At 64.1% G+C, this 17,991-nt stretch carries 16 protein-coding genes, 1 tRNA gene and 1 pseudogene; 11 read left to right on the plus strand and 7 right to left on the minus strand.

Annotated features, from left to right (window positions below):
- Positions 1-66 precede the first annotated feature (66 nt).
- The 3 genes and pseudogenes from LCM4577_RS12630 to LCM4577_RS12640 all read left to right on the plus strand — a co-directional run.
- Positions 67-1,461 (plus strand): multicopper oxidase family protein, encoded by a 1,395-nt coding sequence (locus tag LCM4577_RS12630; RefSeq protein WP_071071467.1) that lies wholly within the window; start codon positions 67-69, stop codon positions 1,459-1,461.
- Between the two features lie 215 nt (positions 1,462-1,676).
- On the plus strand, positions 1,677-2,171 hold the full coding sequence (locus tag LCM4577_RS12635; RefSeq protein WP_071071469.1) for a hypothetical protein: 495 nt from the start codon (positions 1,677-1,679) through the stop codon (positions 2,169-2,171).
- Positions 2,172-2,727: 556 nt separating this feature from the next.
- Positions 2,728-2,955 (plus strand): annotated as a pseudogene (locus tag LCM4577_RS12640) (hypothetical protein); the annotation flags it as partial.
- A gap of 258 nt (positions 2,956-3,213) precedes the next feature.
- Here the strand turns inward: LCM4577_RS12640 and LCM4577_RS12645 are convergent.
- Complete coding sequence (locus LCM4577_RS12645; protein ID WP_244508304.1) at positions 3,214-3,720, minus strand: hypothetical protein; 507 nt, start codon at positions 3,718-3,720, stop codon at positions 3,214-3,216.
- Positions 3,721-3,828: 108 nt separating this feature from the next.
- Between LCM4577_RS12645 and LCM4577_RS12650 the strand changes: the two genes are divergently transcribed.
- Both LCM4577_RS12650 and LCM4577_RS12655 read left to right on the plus strand, forming a co-directional pair.
- Complete coding sequence (locus LCM4577_RS12650) at positions 3,829-5,697, plus strand: AsmA family protein (protein WP_244508305.1); 1,869 nt, start codon at positions 3,829-3,831, stop codon at positions 5,695-5,697.
- Positions 5,698-5,852: 155 nt separating this feature from the next.
- Entirely contained in the window at positions 5,853-6,188 is a 336-nt protein-coding gene (locus tag LCM4577_RS12655; protein WP_071071472.1) for a hypothetical protein, read from the plus strand.
- Positions 6,189-6,321: 133 nt separating this feature from the next.
- Here the strand turns inward: LCM4577_RS12655 and LCM4577_RS12660 are convergent, their stop codons facing one another.
- Together LCM4577_RS12660 and LCM4577_RS12665 are read right to left on the minus strand one after the other, a co-directional pair.
- Positions 6,322-6,765 (minus strand): hypothetical protein, encoded by a 444-nt coding sequence (locus LCM4577_RS12660; protein ID WP_071071559.1) that lies wholly within the window; start codon positions 6,763-6,765, stop codon positions 6,322-6,324.
- Positions 6,766-6,945: 180 nt separating this feature from the next.
- Positions 6,946-7,021: transfer RNA gene (locus LCM4577_RS12665), tRNA-Ala, on the minus strand.
- 191 nt (positions 7,022-7,212) lie between these two features.
- Between LCM4577_RS12665 and LCM4577_RS12670 the strand changes: the two genes are divergently transcribed.
- Positions 7,213-7,512 (plus strand): YggT family protein, encoded by a 300-nt coding sequence (locus tag LCM4577_RS12670; protein ID WP_041003033.1) that lies wholly within the window; start codon positions 7,213-7,215, stop codon positions 7,510-7,512.
- Entirely contained in the window at positions 7,512-7,823 is a 312-nt protein-coding gene (locus LCM4577_RS12675) for a DUF167 family protein (RefSeq protein ID WP_071071474.1), read from the plus strand. Before LCM4577_RS12670 ends, LCM4577_RS12675 begins: the two co-directional genes overlap by 1 nt.
- Positions 7,824-8,050: 227 nt before the next feature.
- On the opposite strand, the gene LCM4577_RS12680 is transcribed toward LCM4577_RS12675, so the two are convergent.
- The 3 genes from LCM4577_RS12680 to LCM4577_RS12690 are packed head-to-tail and all read right to left on the minus strand — an operon-like array spanning position 8,051 to position 10,780.
- Entirely contained in the window at positions 8,051-8,932 is an 882-nt protein-coding gene (locus tag LCM4577_RS12680) for a MurR/RpiR family transcriptional regulator (protein ID WP_040991795.1), read from the minus strand.
- A 7-nt stretch (positions 8,933-8,939) separates the two neighbouring features.
- The gene (locus tag LCM4577_RS12685; protein ID WP_071071476.1) at positions 8,940-10,007 is read right to left on the minus strand and encodes an ABC transporter ATP-binding protein; all 1,068 of its coding nucleotides are present in this window, start codon (positions 10,005-10,007) and stop codon (positions 8,940-8,942) included.
- A gap of 2 nt (positions 10,008-10,009) precedes the next feature.
- A complete protein-coding gene (locus LCM4577_RS12690) occupies positions 10,010-10,780 on the minus strand; it encodes an SDR family NAD(P)-dependent oxidoreductase (RefSeq protein ID WP_040991536.1) in 771 nt (256 codons plus the stop codon).
- A 172-nt stretch (positions 10,781-10,952) separates the two neighbouring features.
- On the opposite strand from LCM4577_RS12690, the gene LCM4577_RS12695 reads away from it, so the two are divergent.
- From LCM4577_RS12695 to LCM4577_RS12710, 4 genes are all read left to right on the plus strand, one after another.
- Complete coding sequence (locus tag LCM4577_RS12695; protein WP_041002889.1) at positions 10,953-12,185, plus strand: sugar ABC transporter substrate-binding protein; 1,233 nt, start codon at positions 10,953-10,955, stop codon at positions 12,183-12,185.
- Between the two features lie 337 nt (positions 12,186-12,522).
- Entirely contained in the window at positions 12,523-13,392 is an 870-nt protein-coding gene (locus tag LCM4577_RS12700) for a carbohydrate ABC transporter permease (protein ID WP_041011057.1), read from the plus strand.
- Entirely contained in the window at positions 13,389-14,213 is an 825-nt protein-coding gene (locus LCM4577_RS12705) for a carbohydrate ABC transporter permease (RefSeq protein WP_071071477.1), read from the plus strand. Before LCM4577_RS12700 ends, LCM4577_RS12705 begins: the two co-directional genes overlap by 4 nt.
- A gap of 20 nt (positions 14,214-14,233) precedes the next feature.
- The gene (locus tag LCM4577_RS12710; protein ID WP_071071479.1) at positions 14,234-15,778 is read left to right on the plus strand and encodes a M81 family metallopeptidase; all 1,545 of its coding nucleotides are present in this window, start codon (positions 14,234-14,236) and stop codon (positions 15,776-15,778) included.
- Between the two features lie 121 nt (positions 15,779-15,899).
- Here LCM4577_RS12710 and LCM4577_RS12715 read toward each other — a convergent pair whose 3' ends face one another.
- Positions 15,900-17,948, minus strand: coding sequence for a M3 family metallopeptidase (locus tag LCM4577_RS12715; protein WP_071071561.1), 2,049 nt, complete (start codon positions 17,946-17,948; stop codon positions 15,900-15,902).
- Between the last annotated feature and the right edge of the window lie 43 nt (positions 17,949-17,991).

Below are 17,991 nucleotides of genomic sequence, written 5' to 3' on the forward strand. Positions count from 1 at the left end.
TCCGTTTTGGGAACCGCGCGAATGGTGGTAAAGCTGACGCAGCCACTCACCTATTTAGGGATTCGAATGCCGGCCCTCACACGCCGCAAACTCCTGCAAGGCGCCGCGGCGGCCGGCGCGGCCGGTATCGGCCTCTCCTGCGCCGGCAAGTTTGCCGGCTGGGCGGCGCCGAAGCCCGAATCGCTGATTCTGAAGACCGCAAGCGTTCAGGCGCAACTGATGGAGGGCGCGCCGACGAAGAACGTGCTGACCTATGGTGACGCAGGCCCGCCGCCGGTCGTCAGGATGAGGAAGGGCGAGCCTTTCGCCGCCCGTTTGATCAACGGCATCGACGATCCGACGACCATCCACTGGCATGGCGTTCGCGTTCCCAACAAGATGGACGGCGTGCCGTTCATGGTGCAGCCCTATGTCTATCAGGGCGACCATTTCGACTATGCGTTCTCGCCGCCAGACGCCGGCACCTTCTGGTATCATCCCCATTGCAACACGCTGATCCAGATGGGTCACGGGCTGACCGGCGTGATCGTCGTCGAGAACCCGAACGATCCGGTCTTCGATGTCGAGATGGTCGTCAACCTGCGCGACTGGCGGCTCGGCGACGACGGTCAGTTCATCGAGCCGTTCAGGCCGCGCGACGCGGYCAGGGCCGGCACGTTCGGCACCGTGCGCACCGCCAATTGGCTCGACCAGCCGCAATTCGACGCGCCGGCGGGCGGGCTGGTGCGGCTTCGCGCCGCCATCACCGACGTCACCCGCATCTATGCCTTCCGTGTCGACGGCGCCGAGGCGAYGGTCATCGCGCTCGACGGCAACCCGGTGCCGCAGCGTTTTGCGCCGGACGCCTTGCAACTGGGACCCGGCCAGCGGCTGGAGCTTGCCATCCGCATGCCCGACGAGGAAGGCGCGATCGTCAGCCTGCGCGATGTCAGGGGCACCAAGCCGAAAATCCTGGCGACGCTGCGCTCGGTCGGCAAATCGCTGAAGCATGATCTGCGCGATCTCGGCCCGCTCGAAGCCAATCCGGTGGCGGAGGTCGATGTCGCCGCAGCCAAACACATTCCGCTGGCACTGAGCGCTACGGCGGAAAACGTCGCGGTCGACAGCATTTGCGGCTCGCTCGGCTACAGTTTCTGGGCGATCAACAAGGTGCCGTGGCCGGGCGACACGCCGGACCCGACCGCGCCGCTGGCCGAGCTGAAGCTCGGCCAGAGCTACATCATCGATATGGAGAATCTAACCCCGCACGCGCACCCGATCCATCTGCACGGCATGAGCTTCAAGGTGCTGTCGTCATCGACCAGGGCAGTCCAGCCGCTCGTCTCCGACACCTATCTGATCCAGCCCGACGAGAAGGTGCAGCTCGGCTTCGTTGCCGACAACCCCGGCGACTGGCTGCTGCATTGCCACATCATCGAGCACCAGAAAACCGGCATGACGAGCTATCTGCGGGTGGTGTGAGCGCATCGGCGCGCTAGAGCAATTCCAGGAAAAGTGTGGGCGGTTTTCCGTCCGGAATTGCGTAAAAACAAAGAGATAGAGCGGTTCACCGTTTCCGTGAAATGGTGAACCGCGCTAACGCGCGGCATTCCGCGTCTATCTCGGGTTGACGCGTTTGGCCGATTGCCTAGGTAGGCAGGAGGGCGCTGGGGCGGCACGCAACTCCGACCGACGGCATGACATCCTTGCGTATTCGAAAACTTGCCTTCGTTGCTGCAGGCATCTCCATCCTGTCGTCCTGCGTCATCCCTGACGACACGTCGGGCATCGCCAAGGTCGACGCCACCACCGCCGCTGCCCGCAAGGAGATGGTCGGTCTCAGCGAGGCCGATGTCCGCATGTGCGCCGGCTTTCCGACCGCGACGGCCGATGTGGGATCATCCGGCCAGATTTGGACCTATCAACGCACCGTCCAACGCGGCAACCTCAATATCGCGGTGCCGACGATGGCCGTGGGCGCGATCCCCGCGGTTGGAGGGTCGGTCAACGTCGCTCCCGGCGGCTATTGCAACACGCAGATCCGCATGATCGGCGGTCGTGTCGCCGAGGTTGCCTATGCCGGTGACAACAATCTGCCGAACAGCATCGATGCGCTCTGCGTCAGCACGGGGGACGCCTGCGTGGCCTATGCGCGGCAACGCAATCACAAAGCGACGGCGGTTTCGAGGTGAGCGGGACCAGGCCGCTCCGAGGCTCAGCGACCTCCGGGGTGAATGGCGCCGGGCTCCTTTTCGGAGGCGTCGGGCGAAACGCGCCGGGCCCGGTCTCTGCTTGTTTCGGGCGGCGGGACATCCATCAGGTTTCTGACCTTGGCATTGTTGTGAGCCTGGATCACCGCGCGACCGAAATGAAGTAAAATCCCGAGCACTGACATAGGCACGTCCTCCATTGGATTGCTGATATGTCGGTGGCGGGCGCCGGACAGTGCTCTTGGTCTGTTTCACGGGGATGGCTCGGAAAACGGCTGATCGTTTCCAAACCCATGGGTTCTGGAAACATTTGCGCGCAAATGGCCTCGATCGCGATGGCCCTCGGCGAAAGAACTCCGGGGAGCAGTCCGAAATTCGTCCGGCGCGAAGCCCGTGCTTCGGCAGGATTCAGTCGGACGCCCGAAGCATGTATGTTTGACGATACTGATTCTTCCGATCGTTTTGGCTGGTCGATGTGAGAAAAATCGTCGCTGCACTCACCGTCGCTGTTGTTCTTGTCGTCGGGCTGCTCTTCCTTGTGCCCGCTCTTGTTTCAACCGACTGGGTTCGTGCCGAACTGAGCCGGCAACTGTCATCCGCGACCGGAATGACCATCCGGCTGGACGGACCTGTCAGGCTGTCGCTGCTGCCCAAGCTGGCGGTGGTCGCTGACGATATCTCGCTCTCGACCGGCGCGGGCGACATCGCGATATCCGCGCCGCGGTTCTCGACGTCGGTAACGCTGTCGTCGCTATGGTCGAAAAAGCTTGAGATCCAGTCCGTCGCGCTGGCGGATCCGACAATCGCGCTCAAGACTTCGGCGAACGCGGCGTCGCCTTCGGAGCCGAAGGATGTCCAGGCTGATCCGTTCGCGGCGATTGTCGATACGCTCGAGCGGCTGGCGATCAACCAGCTGACGATAACGAATGGCACCTTTACCTCGGGCGCGTCGGCCGGCGGCGCCACAGCGACGGCCATCGACGCCGATCTGAGGGTTCCGGATCTCGACAGGGAGGTCTCGTTTTCATTGGCCGGCACCAGCGGCGGCCGTCGCGTCGAAATGAGCGGCAGCCTTTCCGCCTTGAGGCCGATCCTGAAGCGGCAGCCGGCCCAGATCGCCGTCGAGGCGCGGCTGGACCCGGCGCCGGTTCCGAAGTTCTCTTCCTTGCAGGCAAGCGGCGAGATCCAGCTCAACGGCAACGGCAGTTACCAGATCAGGGGTGGAAAGTTCGAGATCGGCGACCAGGCCTTCCAGATGGACGCGCTCTTTCAGCCCGGCGCGCGGCATCGCTTCTTCGCCGACCTGGCGGCCAAGCGCGTCGATATCGATGCCTTGAGCGATATTGGCAAGGGTGGCTCCAGCGGCGGCAAACCGGCCGGTTCCGCGGAGCCCGACCTTGCCATGCTGTCCGCCTTCGACGCAGACATCAGCGTTGCGATCGATGAACTGGTCAGCGGCAAGATACGGGCTTCCGATGTCCAGCTCGCCGCGACGCTGCGCGACGGACATCTCGAGGCAAAGCTGGAGCATTTCGGCCTCGACGCGGGAAACCTCACCGCGAAAGCCTCGACGAATGTCGCCGAAACACCCCCGACCATACGCGGCAATATTGCGAGTTCGGGGCTGGATATCGGCTCGGTGGCGAAGCTGGCCGGACAGTCCGTGCCGTTGTCCGGCAAGCTCACCGCCGATATGGGGTTCGCGTTTCGCGGACTGACCGCGGACCGCATACTGAGCAGCGCAAATCTGCAGGGAACGGTCGGGATTCGAGAGGGCAAGCTTCCGCTTGCAGTGCTTGCCGATGCGCAGGACCGAACGCCCAACGACATCACCGGGCTCACTCTCGACGCGAAGGTTCGCGATATCGGCAAGCCTGTCGATTTGACGGGYAAGCTCGCCTGGCGGGGACAGGCCGTGACGTTCAAGTCCCAGGTCGCGCCTGCATCCTTTCTGGCCGGCGGCTCCGTTGCCGACGCGTCCGGGCCGATCAGCCTTTCGGTTTCCTCCAAATACCTCGAAGGCAGCATAAGCGGCACTGTCGGAGGTGGCGGCACGTTCAAGGGTCAGGCTTCAGTCACGTCACCCTCGGTCGACAAGCTGATGCAATGGCTGGGGCAGAGCGCTTCCCCCAGTCTGCAGGACTTTGCCTTCAAGGGCGCTGTCGACGCCGGCCCGAAGCAATTCTCCTTCCAGAAGGCCACCATCGCTTTGAATGGCGTCAAGGCGTCCGGGCAAGGCTCGGTGAAACTGGGGGAGCCCCTCACGATCCGGACGTCGCTCAATTTCGCGAAGCTTGATTTTGCTGCGCTCGCCGGCGGCGGCGGAGCGACGGCCACCGGCAAACAGAAACCGGGCGCGGCAACCGACGCGCCGATCGATCTCTCCTTCCTCAAGGGACTTGATGCCAAGGTGGATATCCAGGCCGACAAGCTCGGCTATGGAAAGGTCTTTGCCGGGCCGGTGGCGACCAGCCTGACGGTGGCGGATGGGAAGGCTCACCTCAGCGTGCCGCAAAGCCCCTTCTACGGCGGCACGATTGCCGCGGACATGACGGCCGACGGCTCCCACGACGCCGCTTCCCTGGACTTGAACACGGCGATCGCCGGCGCGGCCGCCGCGCCGTTGCTCCGTGATGCGGCTGATTTTGACCGCATCGAAGGCACGCTCAATGCGACGGTCGCGGTTTCAGGCGCGGGAAAGACCACGAAATCGCTTGCCCGTTCCCTCGGCGGCAAGGCGGCGGCAAAATTCAGCGACGGCGCCTTCCGCGGCATCGACATTGCGGAGGTCTACAACAACCTTGTCGGGCTGCTCGCCGGCGGCTTCAAGCAGGATCAGGCCAAGAAGACGACGTTCACCGAGCTCGGCGCCTCGTTCGCGATCGCGAACGGCGTCGCGCAGACGGCGGATATCAGCCTGCTGGGCCCGCTGGTGCGGATGGACGGCTCGGGCAGGATAGACCTCGCCGACCAGACGCTCGACATCCGCCTCAACCCTCGCGTCGTCGCTTCGCTTTCAGGCCAGGGAGGCGACGTCGCCGTGAACGGCATCGGAGTGCCGGTCGTGGTCCAGGGCCCGCTGTTCGCGCCCCGGGCCTATCCGGACCTGAGCGCATTGGCCCAGGATCCGCAGGGCGCGCTGGACATGTTAAGCAGATTTGGGCTGCCAACCGGAAAACTGAAGCTCGACAAGCTGATCCCGGRCCAAACGGGCTCGAACGGATCCGCTAAGGGAGCGGCGGATCTGATCGGCGATCTTCTGGGCAACGCCGCGCCGCGGCCCAAAGCGCCGCCTGCGGCTCCGGAACCCACCGTGGCGCCGGACACCGGCAATACCGAAAACGCGGCGCCGCCGCCGCTAAGTTCGAACGCCGGCGGCGAGGCGGAAGCCGAGACTGCCGCGCCGGCGGAGCAGCCCGCCCCGGTCGACGCGCAGGCGGCCCCTGCTTCGCCCGAAACGCCGAAGAAAGGCGAAATAGACACGCTTCTCGATCAGCTGGCCAACTAGCGTCATGGGGGTGATAGCAGGCTTCGGGCATGCCGGCTCGATACATCATCTAACGCTCATATGTGCGGCCGAAAATCAAAGTGATTTCGACCGCCGCAAATCGCCCCCAATCAGGACGTTCTTCCGACCTTGATCTGCACAGATTGGAGAGGCCGATGCAATTGTCTGTTCTTGCCCTTGCCGGGACCATGCTGGCGGCGATGCCGGTGGCCCAGGCGGCGCCGATGATCGGCGTGCCGGCCAGAAATAGCCTGGTGCGGGAGGCGCATGTCACATGCGCCTATCTGACCGAGGACGGCTACTGCGTGCGGCCGCACAAGAAGCACAAATACTGGAAGCGCCACCACTACTACCGGCCTGCCTACCGCACCTACGAGCCGCAGCCGCCGGACGAGTATTATTGGCGCTATCAGCGCCCACGGCCGATTATCCGGGTCGTTCCAGACTACCCGCCACGGGACGAAGACAATTGGGATGATTGGGACGATTGAGGTGTCCCGAGGCCGGAAGCCCTTTGCTGGCCAAGGCCTGCTTGCACGCCTCTTGGCCGACGGTGGCCGGCATTCGGCGCCCAGGCAGTGCCTTTGCCGGCCCATCCACGAAGAGCGGGGAGCTGCGCGCCTTCTACCGCTTCAGCGCGATGCTCATTCCGCTGAGATCGGCGTTGACCTGCAGGCCGACCTGCCGGCCGGTTAGCTCGAGCTGGGCGCCCTTGTCATTGGTCATGACGATCACCTGTGCGCCTCTGCCCAGCGCGCCGCCGCCGCCGGCAGCGCCATAGACGCCCGTCACATCGCTGGCGCGGCGGATGTGGCGCACCCTGCCCTGGAAATAGGTCTTGGACGCGCCGAAGGCGAAGCCGCCCGAGACGCCGCCAACCGAGATCGGATAGCGTTTGCCGTGGAAGGTCAGCGTGCCCTCGCCGCCGGAGCCGCCGATGAAGAAGGCTGCCTTGTAGACCGAAAAGCGGATCGTGCCGCTGTCGGCATGCGCGGCGCTGGCCATGYTCACGCCTGCGGCGGCGATTGCCGCGACCGCGACGGAACGGAACCTGGACGAAATCTGCAGCATGATGGTGACCTCCTCGAGCATCGCCGCTTACCCAGCCGGCCGGGGCATATCAGCTTCAAAACTATAGCTGAACCGTCTTGCCCCGCCATTGGTTCCAAGGGCGAGGGCCGAAATCCGGCGGTCACAAAATGGCGAGCGGGGAAGGCAAAGCGATGTCAAGCATATGCTTGTGCTGGCTGGTGGAGCTGAGGGGGATCGAACCCCTGACCTCATCATTGCGAACGATGCGCTCTCCCAGCTGAGCTACAGCCCCGTTCCAGCGGATGGGCTTGTATCGGTCGCGGCCGTTTCATGTCAAGGTGAAAGACCGGGCCGGCCACAAGCACTGGTCGGGCGGGCCTCGCCCACTCGCCAAGCCCGCGGGCCCTGCCCGCACGCCAAGCCCGCGGGCCTTGCCCGCACGCCAAGCAATGGCTACATGTCGGCGACAATTTGGAGACCGGCATGATCGCCCTTATTCAGACCATCGTCATGGCGCTTGATATCTACTGGTGGATCATCATCGCCTCGGCGATCTTTTCCTGGCTCTATGCCTTCAATGTCGTCAACTCGCGCAACCAGTTCGTCAGCTCCGTCGGCAACATGCTCTATCGGCTGACCGAGCCCGCCTTGCGTCCGATTCGCCGCTTCATGCCCGATCTCGGCGGCATCGACATTTCGCCGATCATCCTGCTTCTGATCATCTTCTTCATCCGGCAATTCCTGGTCACCACCGTCTGGTCCTGGGTGGTGGCCGGCGGCTGATGAGCTCGCCGTTTCGGCAGCGCGACAACGGCATCGACCTCTTCGTGCGGCTGACGCCGAAAGCCGCGCTCGACCGGATCGATGGTATCGAGACCGCCGCCGACGGACGCAGCCATCTCAAGGCGCGAGTGCGCGCCGTGCCGGAAAACGGGGCGGCCAACGCGGCGCTGGAGCGGATGATGGCCAAGGCACTTGGCGTGCCGGGGTCGGCGGTTTCGGTGATTGCCGGAGGGACGGCGCGGCTGAAGACGCTGCGGGTGGTGGGGGATGCGGCTGAGTTAGCGAAAAGCGTCGAGGCTATGATCGGGTAATCCAAAATTCGAGACGCAGGCGGGACAGCGCCCCCCTCTGTCCTGCCGGACATCTCCCCCACAAGGGTGGAGATTGGCAGCTCGGGCGCCGGCACTCATCCTTCAACGGTCGTGATTGGCGAAAGCCGGCGTGACATCGATCTCCCCCCTTGTGGGGGAGATGGCCGGTAGGCCAGAGGGGGGCGCGAAGGATCGCCAACCTCGACGGCGCAAGCCGCTGCAATCACTCAATCGCCCAGCGGCAGCTTCGGATCGTCGACCTTCAGCGTGTTCACGCTCTGCTTGATGCGGCGCAGATTCTCCAGCACCTTCGGCCCGCGCGATTCCGCCACCGTGGTGGCGATCATGTCGACGATGGCCAAAAGCGCGTAGCGCGACGAGGTCGGCTTGTAGATGTTGCCGTCCTCGACGGGCTGCAAAAAGATCACCGTGTCGGCAACCTTGGCAAGGGCCGAATCCGGCGCGGTGATGGCGACGGTGGCGGCGCCATATTGCTGCGCGACCTCGACCGCCTCGATCACCGAGCGCGCATAACCCGAGACGGAGAAGGCAAGCAGCGTCGTCTCCGGCGTCGCGACGGCGGCATACATGCGCTGCAGCTGCCCGTCGGTCTGGGCAAGCGCCGAGAGACCCAGCCGGAACAGCCGGTTCTGCATCTCGGTCGCCATCATCGAGGAGATGCCGCCGGAACCGAGGCAGAGCACATTGCCGGAAGCGGCGATGCGCGCAGCGACATCCATCAGCGTCGTCATGTCGAGGTTTTCGCTGGCGCGCTGGATGGCGGCGATCGCCGCTTCGGTGATGGCGGAAGCGATGCGCTGCTCGCGCGCGTCTCGGCTGAGCGGCTCGGGCGACAGATACTGGCCGCCGATGGCGATCGCCTGGGCGAGGTAGAACTTGAAGTCGCGAAGGCCCTCGCAGCCGAGATTGCGGCAGAAGCGGGTGACGGTCGGCTCGCTGACGCCGACACGCGCGGCGATCTCCGAGATCGCCGCCTTGGAGGCGAAATCGAGATCGGAAAGGACGAGCCCGGCCAGCCGACGGTCCGATTTGGTGCCGTCCTGCGACATCAGTTGCAGGCGGGTGATGATGTCGGCCGGGCTCTTCATCGTCATCTCACAGCGGCAGGCCGGTCGCCTTGTCGAAGAGATGGATGTGGCGCGGATCGACGCTCACCGGCAGCCGGTCGCCCGGCTTCACCTGCAGCCGGTCGCGGAACACCGCGCGCACCGTGTCGCCGCCGACCGAGCCATAGACATGCGTTTCCGAGCCAGTCGGCTCGACGACATCGACCTTGATGGCGAGGGTGTCCTCGCCCGCGCCAACGATGAAATGCTCGGGCCGGATGCCGGCTTCGATCGTGTCGGCGCGGGAGGCATCCTTGCCGTCGAGCGCCAGCCGGCCGCCGCCCGCAGTCTCGAACCAGGATTTGCCGTTTGTGGTCTTCAACGCGCCGGACACAAAACTCATCGACGGCGAGCCGATGAAGCCGGCGACGAATTTGTTGGCCGGCCGGTCGTAGAGCTCCAGCGGCTGCCCGACCTGCTGGATGCGGCCGCGATCCATCACTACGATGCGGTCGGCCATGGTCATCGCCTCGATCTGGTCATGGGTGACATAGACGATGGTCGATTTCAGCCGCTGATGCAGCGCCTTGATCTCGGTGCGCATCTGCACGCGCAATTGCGCGTCGAGATTGGAAAGCGGCTCGTCGAACAGGAACACCGAAGGCTCGCGCACGATGGCGCGGCCCATGGCGACGCGCTGGCGCTGGCCGCCCGACAGCTGCCGCGGATAACGGTCGAGATAGGAGAAGAGGTTGAGCACGCCCGACGCCTTCTTCACCTTGTCGTCGATCGCGGCGCGGTTCTCGCCGCGGATCTTCGGGCCGAAGCCGATGTTCTCCGACGCCCTCAGATGCGGGAACAGCGCATAGGACTGGAACACCATGGCGATGTTGCGCTTCTGCGGCGGCAGGTCGTTGGCGCGCGTACCGCCGATGACGAGATCGCCGGAGGTGATCGTCTCCAGACCGGCCAGCATGCGCAAAAGCGTGGACTTGCCACAGCCCGAAGGGCCGACCAGCACCACGAACTCGCCGGTTTTGATGTCGAGGTTTATGTCCTCGAGGATTTTGTGCTGGCCGAAGGATTTCGACAGGTTGCGGAACTGGACGTCGGTCATGGTCACGCTCCCAATATGTCGTCGATGAAAGGCAGGTAGCCGGCCGTCAGGCCGGCGTCCACCGGCACCACCGCGCCAGTTATGCCGGAAGCCCGGTCGGAGGCAAGGAAGGCTATTGCCTCGGCCACTTCGGAAGCATTGACGATGCGGCCGAGCGGATAGAGCCGCTTCAGCCGGCCGAGGATTTCCGGATCCTTGGCCAGGCGATGATCCCAGGCGGCGGTGCGGATCGACCCTGGGCACACGACATTGGCGCGCAGCCCGCTGCGGCCGAGCTCGACGGCGACCGACTTGGCATAGGCGTTGATGCCGGCCTTGGCGGCGGCATAGGCGGGGTTGCCGAAATGCGCGATGGCGTTGACCGAGGAGATGAAGACGACGCTGCCCGAGCCGCGTTTGGACATCGCCTTGATCAGCGGATCGGCGAACGTCATGACGCCGGTCAGATTGAGGTCGAGCTCCTGCTCTATTCTGTCCGCCGTCAGCGCATCGATCGTTTCGGCGCGCGTCCAGCCGGCATTGTTGATCAGGATGTCGGGAACGCCGTCTTTGTCGAGCAGCGCGGGGATCGCCGCTTCGATCGAGGCCCGATCGAGCAGGTTGAAGACGTGGCGCGAGGCGATATGCGGGCTGGCCAGCGCCTCCATCGACTGGTCGCAGCCGACGATGCGCGCGCCGCGCCCGGCCATGAGCTCCACGATCGCCGAGCCGAGGCCGCCGCCGGCGCCGGTGACGACAATTGTCTTGCCTTCGAACTCGGCTTTCGAACCCACCTTGCCCGCTCCTCCATCCCTCATTTTAAGCCGGCAGGCTAGCCAAGCAAATGTAATTAAGCAACATGATAATCCGCTTGCATGGCGTGAAATGATGGATAATGTAGGAAAGTCACATAAATCCTGCGTCCATAAGGGCCAGGCGCCAATGCGCATCAATGGGAGAGATCAGATGAGCCTTGCGAAATGGACTGTCGGCCTGTTGGCCGGAATGAGCATGCTGGCTTTGGCCGCGCCGGCCGATGCCGGCGAGGTGCGCGTCACCGTCGCCGAATACAGCGCCAAGACCGGCCCTTATTTCGAGGAAGTGAAGAAGGAATTCGAGGCGGCCAATCCCGGCATCACCATCAAGTATGAAGTGGTGCCGTGGGATGTGCTCCTGCAGAAGCTCACCACCGACATCACCGCCGGGACCAATGCAGACCTCTCGATCATCGGCACGCGCTGGCTGATCGATTTCGTCCAGCAGGATGTCGCCGAGCCGCTCGACAGCTACATCAAGCCTGAATTCAAGGACCGCTTCATCGACACTTTCCTGTCGCCCTCGATCATGGACGGCCACACTTACGGCCTGCCGATCGCGGCTTCCGCGCGCGCCATGTATTACAACAAGGAGCTGTTCGAGAAGGCCGGCATCGCCAAGCCGCCGGCGACCTGGACCGAGCTGCAGGAAGACGCCCGCAAGATCAAGGCGATCGGCGCCTTCGGCTTCGGCCTGCAGGGCAAGGAGATCGAGACCGACGTCTATTACTACTATGCGATGTGGTCGCAGGGCACCGAGATCCTCAACAAGGACGGCACCTCCGGCCTGAGCACGCCGGGCGCGCTTGAAGCCGCCAAGCTCTACAAGTCGATGATCGATGAAGGCCTGACGGAACCGGGCGTCACCTCCAACAACCGCGAGGACGTGCAGAACCTGTTCAAGCAGGGCAAGGTCGGCATGATGATCACCGCGCCCTTCCTGTCCAACCAGATCAAGGAAGAAGCGCCGAACCTGAAATACGGCGTCGCCGCCATCCCCGCCGGCCCGACCGGCGCGCGCGGCACCTATGGCGTCACCGATTCGATCATCATGTTCAAGAACTCCAAGAACAAGGACGAGGCCTGGAAGCTGCTCGACTTCCTGTTCACCAAGGAGCAGCGCGCCAAGTTCACGCAGGGCGAAGGCTTCCTGCCGGTGAACAAGGAAGAGGCGAAGATGGATTACTACGTCAACAACGCCGACCTCGCCGCCTTTACAGCGCTTCTGCCCGACGCCCGCTTCGCGCCGGTCATCCCGGGTTGGGAAGAGATCGCCCAGATCACGTCGGATGCCATGCAGAAGATCTATCTCGGCAGCGCCAAGCCGGAAGACGCCTTGAAGGAGGCCGCCGATAAGGCGAACGCCGTGCTCAAGAAGAAATAAGGGCGTATCTCCCTGCGCCCGTGGCGCGCCCCTACCCCCGCAGGGCGCGCCACATCCTTGCAGACTCATTCCTCTCCCCCCGGAGGGCGGAGAGGTGGCTTGGCGAAGCCGAGACGGAGTGGGGGAACCACCTGGCAACCGCCGCGAACGGACTTAGGAATCGCGCTCGGAGCAAGCATCGCCTCGCCTGAGCGCAAAGGTCGACCCCCACTCCGTCGAGCTTCGCTCGACACCTCCCCCCGATCGACGGGGGAGAGGCGGGATTAAGTCAGTCTGTTAAGCTCAATTTCCACCCGCAACGCAGTACAAACTTCCACCACGCGGTACAAATCAGCCGATGCAAAATCGTTTCCTGCCCTATCTGCTGACGCTCCCCAGCCTGCTCCTCGCGGCGGTGGTGATCTTCTGGCCGGTCTGGGACCTGGTCCAGATATCGACGCATGATGTGAATCGCTTTGGCCAGTTGCGCGAATTCAGCGGGATGGCCAATTTCTTGGCGCTCGCCGCCGATCCGGATTTCGTCGCCGCCCTCTGGCGTACCGGGCTTTGGACCGTGCTGGTCGTCGGCGGGGCTCTGTTGCTGTCGATCCCGGTGGCGATGATCCTCAACATGGATTTCCATGGACGCGGCCTCGCCCGCGTCATCATCATGCTGCCCTGGGCGGTTTCGCTGACCATGACCGCGGTGGTCTGGCGCTGGGCGCTCAACGGCGAAAGCGGCATGCTGAATTCGGCGCTGATGAAGCTCGGCCTGATCAGCCAGAACATCCAGTGGCTCGCGAGCGCCGAGACCGCCTTCCCGATGCAGGTGCTGATCGGCATATTGGTGACGGTGCCCTTCACCACCACGATCTTCCTCGGCGGCCTGTCCTCGATCCCCGACGATCTCTATGAGGCGGCCGCGCTCGAGGGCGCGACGCCGTTGCAGCAGTTCCGCGAGATTACCTTTCCGCTTCTGAAGCCGTTCATCAACATCGCCATCGTGCTCAACACCATCTATGTCTTCAACTCCTTCCCGATCATCTGGGTAATGACGCAAGGCGGGCCGGCGAACTCCACCGACATTCTGGTCACGCATCTCTACAAGCTGGCCTTTCGCATCGGCAAACTGGGCGAGGCCTCCGCCGTGTCGCTGGTGATGTTCGCGATCCTGCTCGTCTTCACCATGATCTATGTGCGGCTGGCCATGCGGGAGCAGCGCGCATGACGCCGAAACTGAAACGCACCATCATCGCCTGGCTGCTGCTGGCCCCGTTGATCGTCGTGACGATCTTCCCCTTCGCCGTGATGTTCCTCACCGCCGTCAAGCCGCGCACCGAGGTGCTCACGCCCACCTGGTGGCCGAGCGAATTCCGCTGGTCGAATTTCGCCGACATGTGGGTGGCGACCGGCTTCGGCCAGGCGCTGCTCAACTCGCTCTACGTCTCGGCCTTGGCGACGGTCGGCGCGATTCTGATCTCGGTGCCGGCGGCCTACGCGATGTCGCGCTTCCGCTTTTCCGGCTATGGCGCGTTCCGCCAGTTCCTTCTGATCTCGCAGATGATCTCACCGATCGTGCTGGTGCTTGGCCTGTTCAGGCTGATGGCTGCCTGGGGCCTGGTCGAATCGACCACTGCGCTCGGCTTCATCTACATGGCCTTCAACGTCGCCTTCACGGTGTGGATGCTGCAGAGCTATTTCGACACCATCCCGCGCGACCTCGAGGAGGCGGCCTGGATGGAAGGCGCCGGCCGCTGGCTGACGCTGCGCAAGGTCTTCCTGCCGCTCTGCCTGCCGGCGATCGCCGTGACGGCGATCTTCACCTTCATCAACGCCTGGAACGAGTTCGTGGTGGCGCTCACCATGCTGCGCAGCCAGGAAAGCTATACGCTGCCGATCCAGGTTTTCTCGCTGGTCGCCGGCCGCTATACGATCGAATGGCACCACGTCATGGCGGCCACGCTCCTGGCGACGCTGCCGGTGGCGATCCTCTTCATCTGGCTGCAGCGCTACCTCGTCCGGGGCCTCGCGCTCGGGGCGGTCAAATAGCATCCACCTGGGAAAAGTTCATGCGCATCTTCACCGCCTCGCTGGCGACGGAAACCAACACCTTCTCGCCGGTCCCGACCGACCGGGCCTCGTTCGAGATGGCGTTTTACGCCGCCCCGGGAAAACATCCGGAGACGCCGACGCTGTGCTCCTCGCCGATCGTGGCGTTGCGCAAGCGCGCCGCGAAGGAAGGACTGACGGTCATCGAAGGCACCGCCACCTGGGCCGAGCCCGGCGGGCTGGTGCAGCGGCAAACCTATGAGGTGCTGCGCAACGAGATCCTCGACCAGCTCAAGGCTGCGCTGCCGGTCGATGYCGTCATCCTTGGCTTGCATGGCGCCATGGTGGCGCAGGGCTATGACGATTGCGAGGGCGATCTCTTGGAGCGCGTGCGCGCCATCGTCGGCCCGAAAGTGGTGATCGCCTCGGAATTCGATCCGCACAGCCATCTGACGCCGAAGCGCGTCGCGGCTTGCGATATCATGGCCTATTTCCTCGAATTCCCGCACACCGATTTCTACGAGCGCGGCGAGCATGTCGTCGAGCTCGGCCTTGCCGCGGCGCGCGGCGAGATCAAGCCGGTGATCTCGACCTTCGACTGCCGCATGATCCAGGTGCTGCCGACCAGCCGCGAGCCGATGCGCTCCTTCGTCGACAGGATCAAGGCGCTGCACGGCAAGGACGGCGTGCTGTCGGTCTCGGTCATCCACGGCTTCATGGCCGCCGATGTACCGGAGATGGGCACGCGCATCCTGGTCGTCACCGACAACGAMAAGGCAAAGGGCGATGCGCTGGCGGAAAAGCTCGGGCGAGAGCTCTATGCGCTGCGCGAACAGACGGCGATGACGATGCTTTCCGCCCAGGCGGGCATCGATCAGGCGCTTGGCGTCCGCGCGACGCGCCAGGACAAGCCGGTGGTGATCGCCGACATCTGGGACAATCCCGGCGGCGGCGTGCCGGGCGACGGCACCATCGTGCTGCGCGAGCTCTTGGCGCGCGGCGTGACCAAGGTGGGCGTGGCGACGATCTGGGACCCGATCGCGGTGACCTTCTGCCACGCGGCCGGCGAAGGCGCGGTCATAGACCTGCGCTTCGGCGGCAAGGCCGGCCCTCAGGCCGGCGAGCCGATCGACGCCCGCGTCACGGTGCTGAAGACGACCAACGAGGGTTGGCAAAGTTTYGGCCCGAGTCGGGTGACATTGGGGCCATCGGCGGTGGTGCGCATCGAGGGTACCGAGGTCGACGTCATATTGAACACCAACCGCACCCAGACCTTCGAGCCGGATGTCTTCTCCAACATCGGCATCGATCCGCTGGCGAAGGACGTCCTGCTGATCAAGTCGACCAACCATTTCTACGCCGGCTTCGCGCCGATCGCCGCCGAGATCATCTATGTCGCGGCGCCGAGCTCTTACCCCAGCAATCCGGCGAAGACGGATTACAGGAAGCTCAACCGGGCGATATGGCCGCGGGTGGCGGATCCGTGGAAACAGCCAATCTCCCCCCTTGTGGGGGAGATGCCCGGCAGGGCAGAGGGGGGCGCGAAGGATCGCGACCTCGCTTAGCTTGGGTAACAAGACCCCAAGCGGAATGTCGGCGGCCACTATGATGGACTGCAACGTCGGCGGGACAGCGCCCCCCTCTGGCCTGCCGGCCATCTCCCCCACAAGGGGGGAGATTAGCCAATCACACCAACCCCCGCTTCACCATCATCGCCTCGGGCGAAGGCATTTTCCCCCGGAAAGCCGTATAAAGCTCTTCCGGATCCTTCGACCCGCCCGCGGCATAGATGTTCTTCCTGAGCCGCTCGGCCAATTCGGGATTGAAGGCGTCGCCCGTCTCCTCGAAAGCCGAGAAGGCGTCGGCGTCGAGCACTTCCGACCACATGTAGGAATAATAGCCGGCTGAATATCCGTCGCCGGCGAAGACGTGGCCGAAATGCGGGGTGCGATGCCGCATCGCGATCGTGTCGGGCATATGCAGCTTTTCGAGCGTTTCGGCCTCGTAGCGAAGCGGCTCGGCCGGCGCGTCCGGCCGCGCGTGATAGGCCATGTCGATCAGCGCCGAGGCGGTGAACTCGACCGTGGCGAAGCCGGCGCCGAAGGTGCGGGCGGCGAGCATCTTGTCGAGCAGGTCCTTCGGCATCGGCTTGCCGGTCTTGACGTGCAGTGCATGCTTTTCCAGCACCGCCGGCACCGTCAGCCAATGCTCGTAGAGCTGCGAGGGCAACTCGACGAAGTCGCGGCTGACCGAGGTGCCCGAAACCGACGGCCAGGTCACGTCGGTCAGCATGCCGTGCAGCGCATGGCYGAACTCGTGGAACAACGTCTTCGCCTCGTCGACGGAAAGAAGCGCTGCTTCGCCGGCCGGCGGCTTGGCGAAGTTCATGACATTGTAGATCACCGGCTTGGCACCATGGCCGAGCTTGTAGCCCGATTGCAGCGCGCTCATCCAGGCGCCCGAGCGCTTGGAGGGCCGAGCGAAATAGTCGGCCAGGAACAGGCCGCGCTCGCTGCCGTTGGCATTCTTCACCACGAAGACGCGAGCGTCGGGATGCCAAACCGTGATGCCCTTCTTCTCCCCGAAACTGATGCCGAACAGGCGTGTCGCCACATCGAAGCAGGCTTCGATGACGCGCTCGAGCTGCAGATATGGCTTCAGCTCCGCCTCGTCGAAGGCGAATTTCTCGGCGCGCAGTTTTTCCTGATAAAAGCGCCAGTCCCAGGCCGCGAATTTCTCGTTGCTGCCGGCTTCCGCCGCAAGCCGCTCCAGTTCCTTCTGGTCGGCGGCCGCCTTTTCCAGGGCTTTCTCCCAGACCGGATCGAGCAGCTCGTGCACGGCCTCCGGCGTCTTCGCCATCGTGTCGTCGAGCTTCAGCGCCGCGAAGGAGCCATAGCCCAGAAGCTTCGCCTTCTCGGCGCGCAGCTTCAGCATGTCGCGCACGACATCGGTGTTGTCGGAGGCGCCGCCGTTCTGGCCGCGCATGATGAAGGCTTTGAACGCGATCTCGCGCAGGTCGCGGCGCTCCGAGAAGGTCGAGAACGGCTCGTAGATCGAGCGCGACAGCGTCACCGCATAGCGACCTTTCTGGCCGCGCATCTCGGCCGCTTCGGCCATGGCGCTCTTCAAGAAGTCGGGCAGGCCGGCAAGATCGGCTTCGTCGAGGAACAGCGCCCAGTCGCGCTCGTCGGCAAGCACATTCTGGCCGAACTTGGTGCCGAGCGAGGAGAGCTCCTCGTTGATTGCGGCGAGCCGCTTCTTGCCGTCGGCGTCGAGCTTGGCGCCAGACCGGACAAAGCCCTTCCAGGTCTTTTCCAGGACGCGCAGCGTCTCGGGATCGAGCTTCAGGCTATCGCGCCGCTGGTAGAGATCATCGATGCGGGCAAACAGTTTCTCGTTCATCGAGATCGCCGAGAAATGCCTGGACATCTTCGGCGAAACCTCGCGCTCCATCGCCTGGATCGTGTCGTTGGTGTGGGCGCCGGCGCGGCACCAGAAGATCGAGGAGACATGGTCGAGCGGCTCGCCGGCAAGCTCGAGCGCGGCAAGCGTGTTCTCGATGGTCGGCGCCTCGCTATTGCCAGCGATCGCGTCGATCTCCGCCTGATGCGCCGCAAGCGCGGCGTCGAAGACCGGGCCGAAATCATCGTCGCCGATGCGCGAGAAATCCGGCAGGCCGAGCGGACCTTGCCAAAGGGTCAGCGGATGGGCGGCGAGGTCGACGGCTTTTGACATGAGCGGATCCAACTGGGGAGTTCGGTGAATGGAGAGCGGGCGG

The sequence above is a fragment of the Mesorhizobium sp. LCM 4577 genome, from assembly GCF_001854795.2.
GTDB lineage: Bacteria > Pseudomonadota > Alphaproteobacteria > Rhizobiales > Rhizobiaceae > Mesorhizobium > Mesorhizobium plurifarium.

What these genes read in the sequence shown, in the direction of transcription:
- LCM4577_RS12685 (WP_071071476.1), bottom strand. Translation starts at nt 10,007, where the DNA reads ATGACCGACGTCCAGTTCCGCAACCTGTCGAAATCCTTCGGCCAGCAC.
- LCM4577_RS12705 (WP_071071477.1), top strand. Translation starts at nt 13,389, where the DNA reads ATGACGCCGAAACTGAAACGCACCATCATCGCCTGGCTGCTGCTGGCC.
- LCM4577_RS12700 (WP_041011057.1), top strand. Translation starts at nt 12,523, where the DNA reads ATGCAAAATCGTTTCCTGCCCTATCTGCTGACGCTCCCCAGCCTGCTC.
- LCM4577_RS12655 (WP_071071472.1), top strand. Translation starts at nt 5,853, where the DNA reads ATGCAATTGTCTGTTCTTGCCCTTGCCGGGACCATGCTGGCGGCGATG.
- LCM4577_RS12675 (WP_071071474.1), top strand. Translation starts at nt 7,512, where the DNA reads ATGAGCTCGCCGTTTCGGCAGCGCGACAACGGCATCGACCTCTTCGTG.
- LCM4577_RS12680 (WP_040991795.1), bottom strand. Translation starts at nt 8,932, where the DNA reads ATGAAGAGCCCGGCCGACATCATCACCCGCCTGCAACTGATGTCGCAG.
- LCM4577_RS12695 (WP_041002889.1), top strand. Translation starts at nt 10,953, where the DNA reads ATGAGCCTTGCGAAATGGACTGTCGGCCTGTTGGCCGGAATGAGCATG.
- LCM4577_RS12670 (WP_041003033.1), top strand. Translation starts at nt 7,213, where the DNA reads ATGATCGCCCTTATTCAGACCATCGTCATGGCGCTTGATATCTACTGG.
- LCM4577_RS12645 (WP_244508304.1), bottom strand. Translation starts at nt 3,720, where the DNA reads ATGCTCCAGCTTTGCCTCGAGATGTCCGTCGCGCAGCGTCGCGGCGAG.
- LCM4577_RS12635 (WP_071071469.1), top strand. Translation starts at nt 1,677, where the DNA reads ATGACATCCTTGCGTATTCGAAAACTTGCCTTCGTTGCTGCAGGCATC.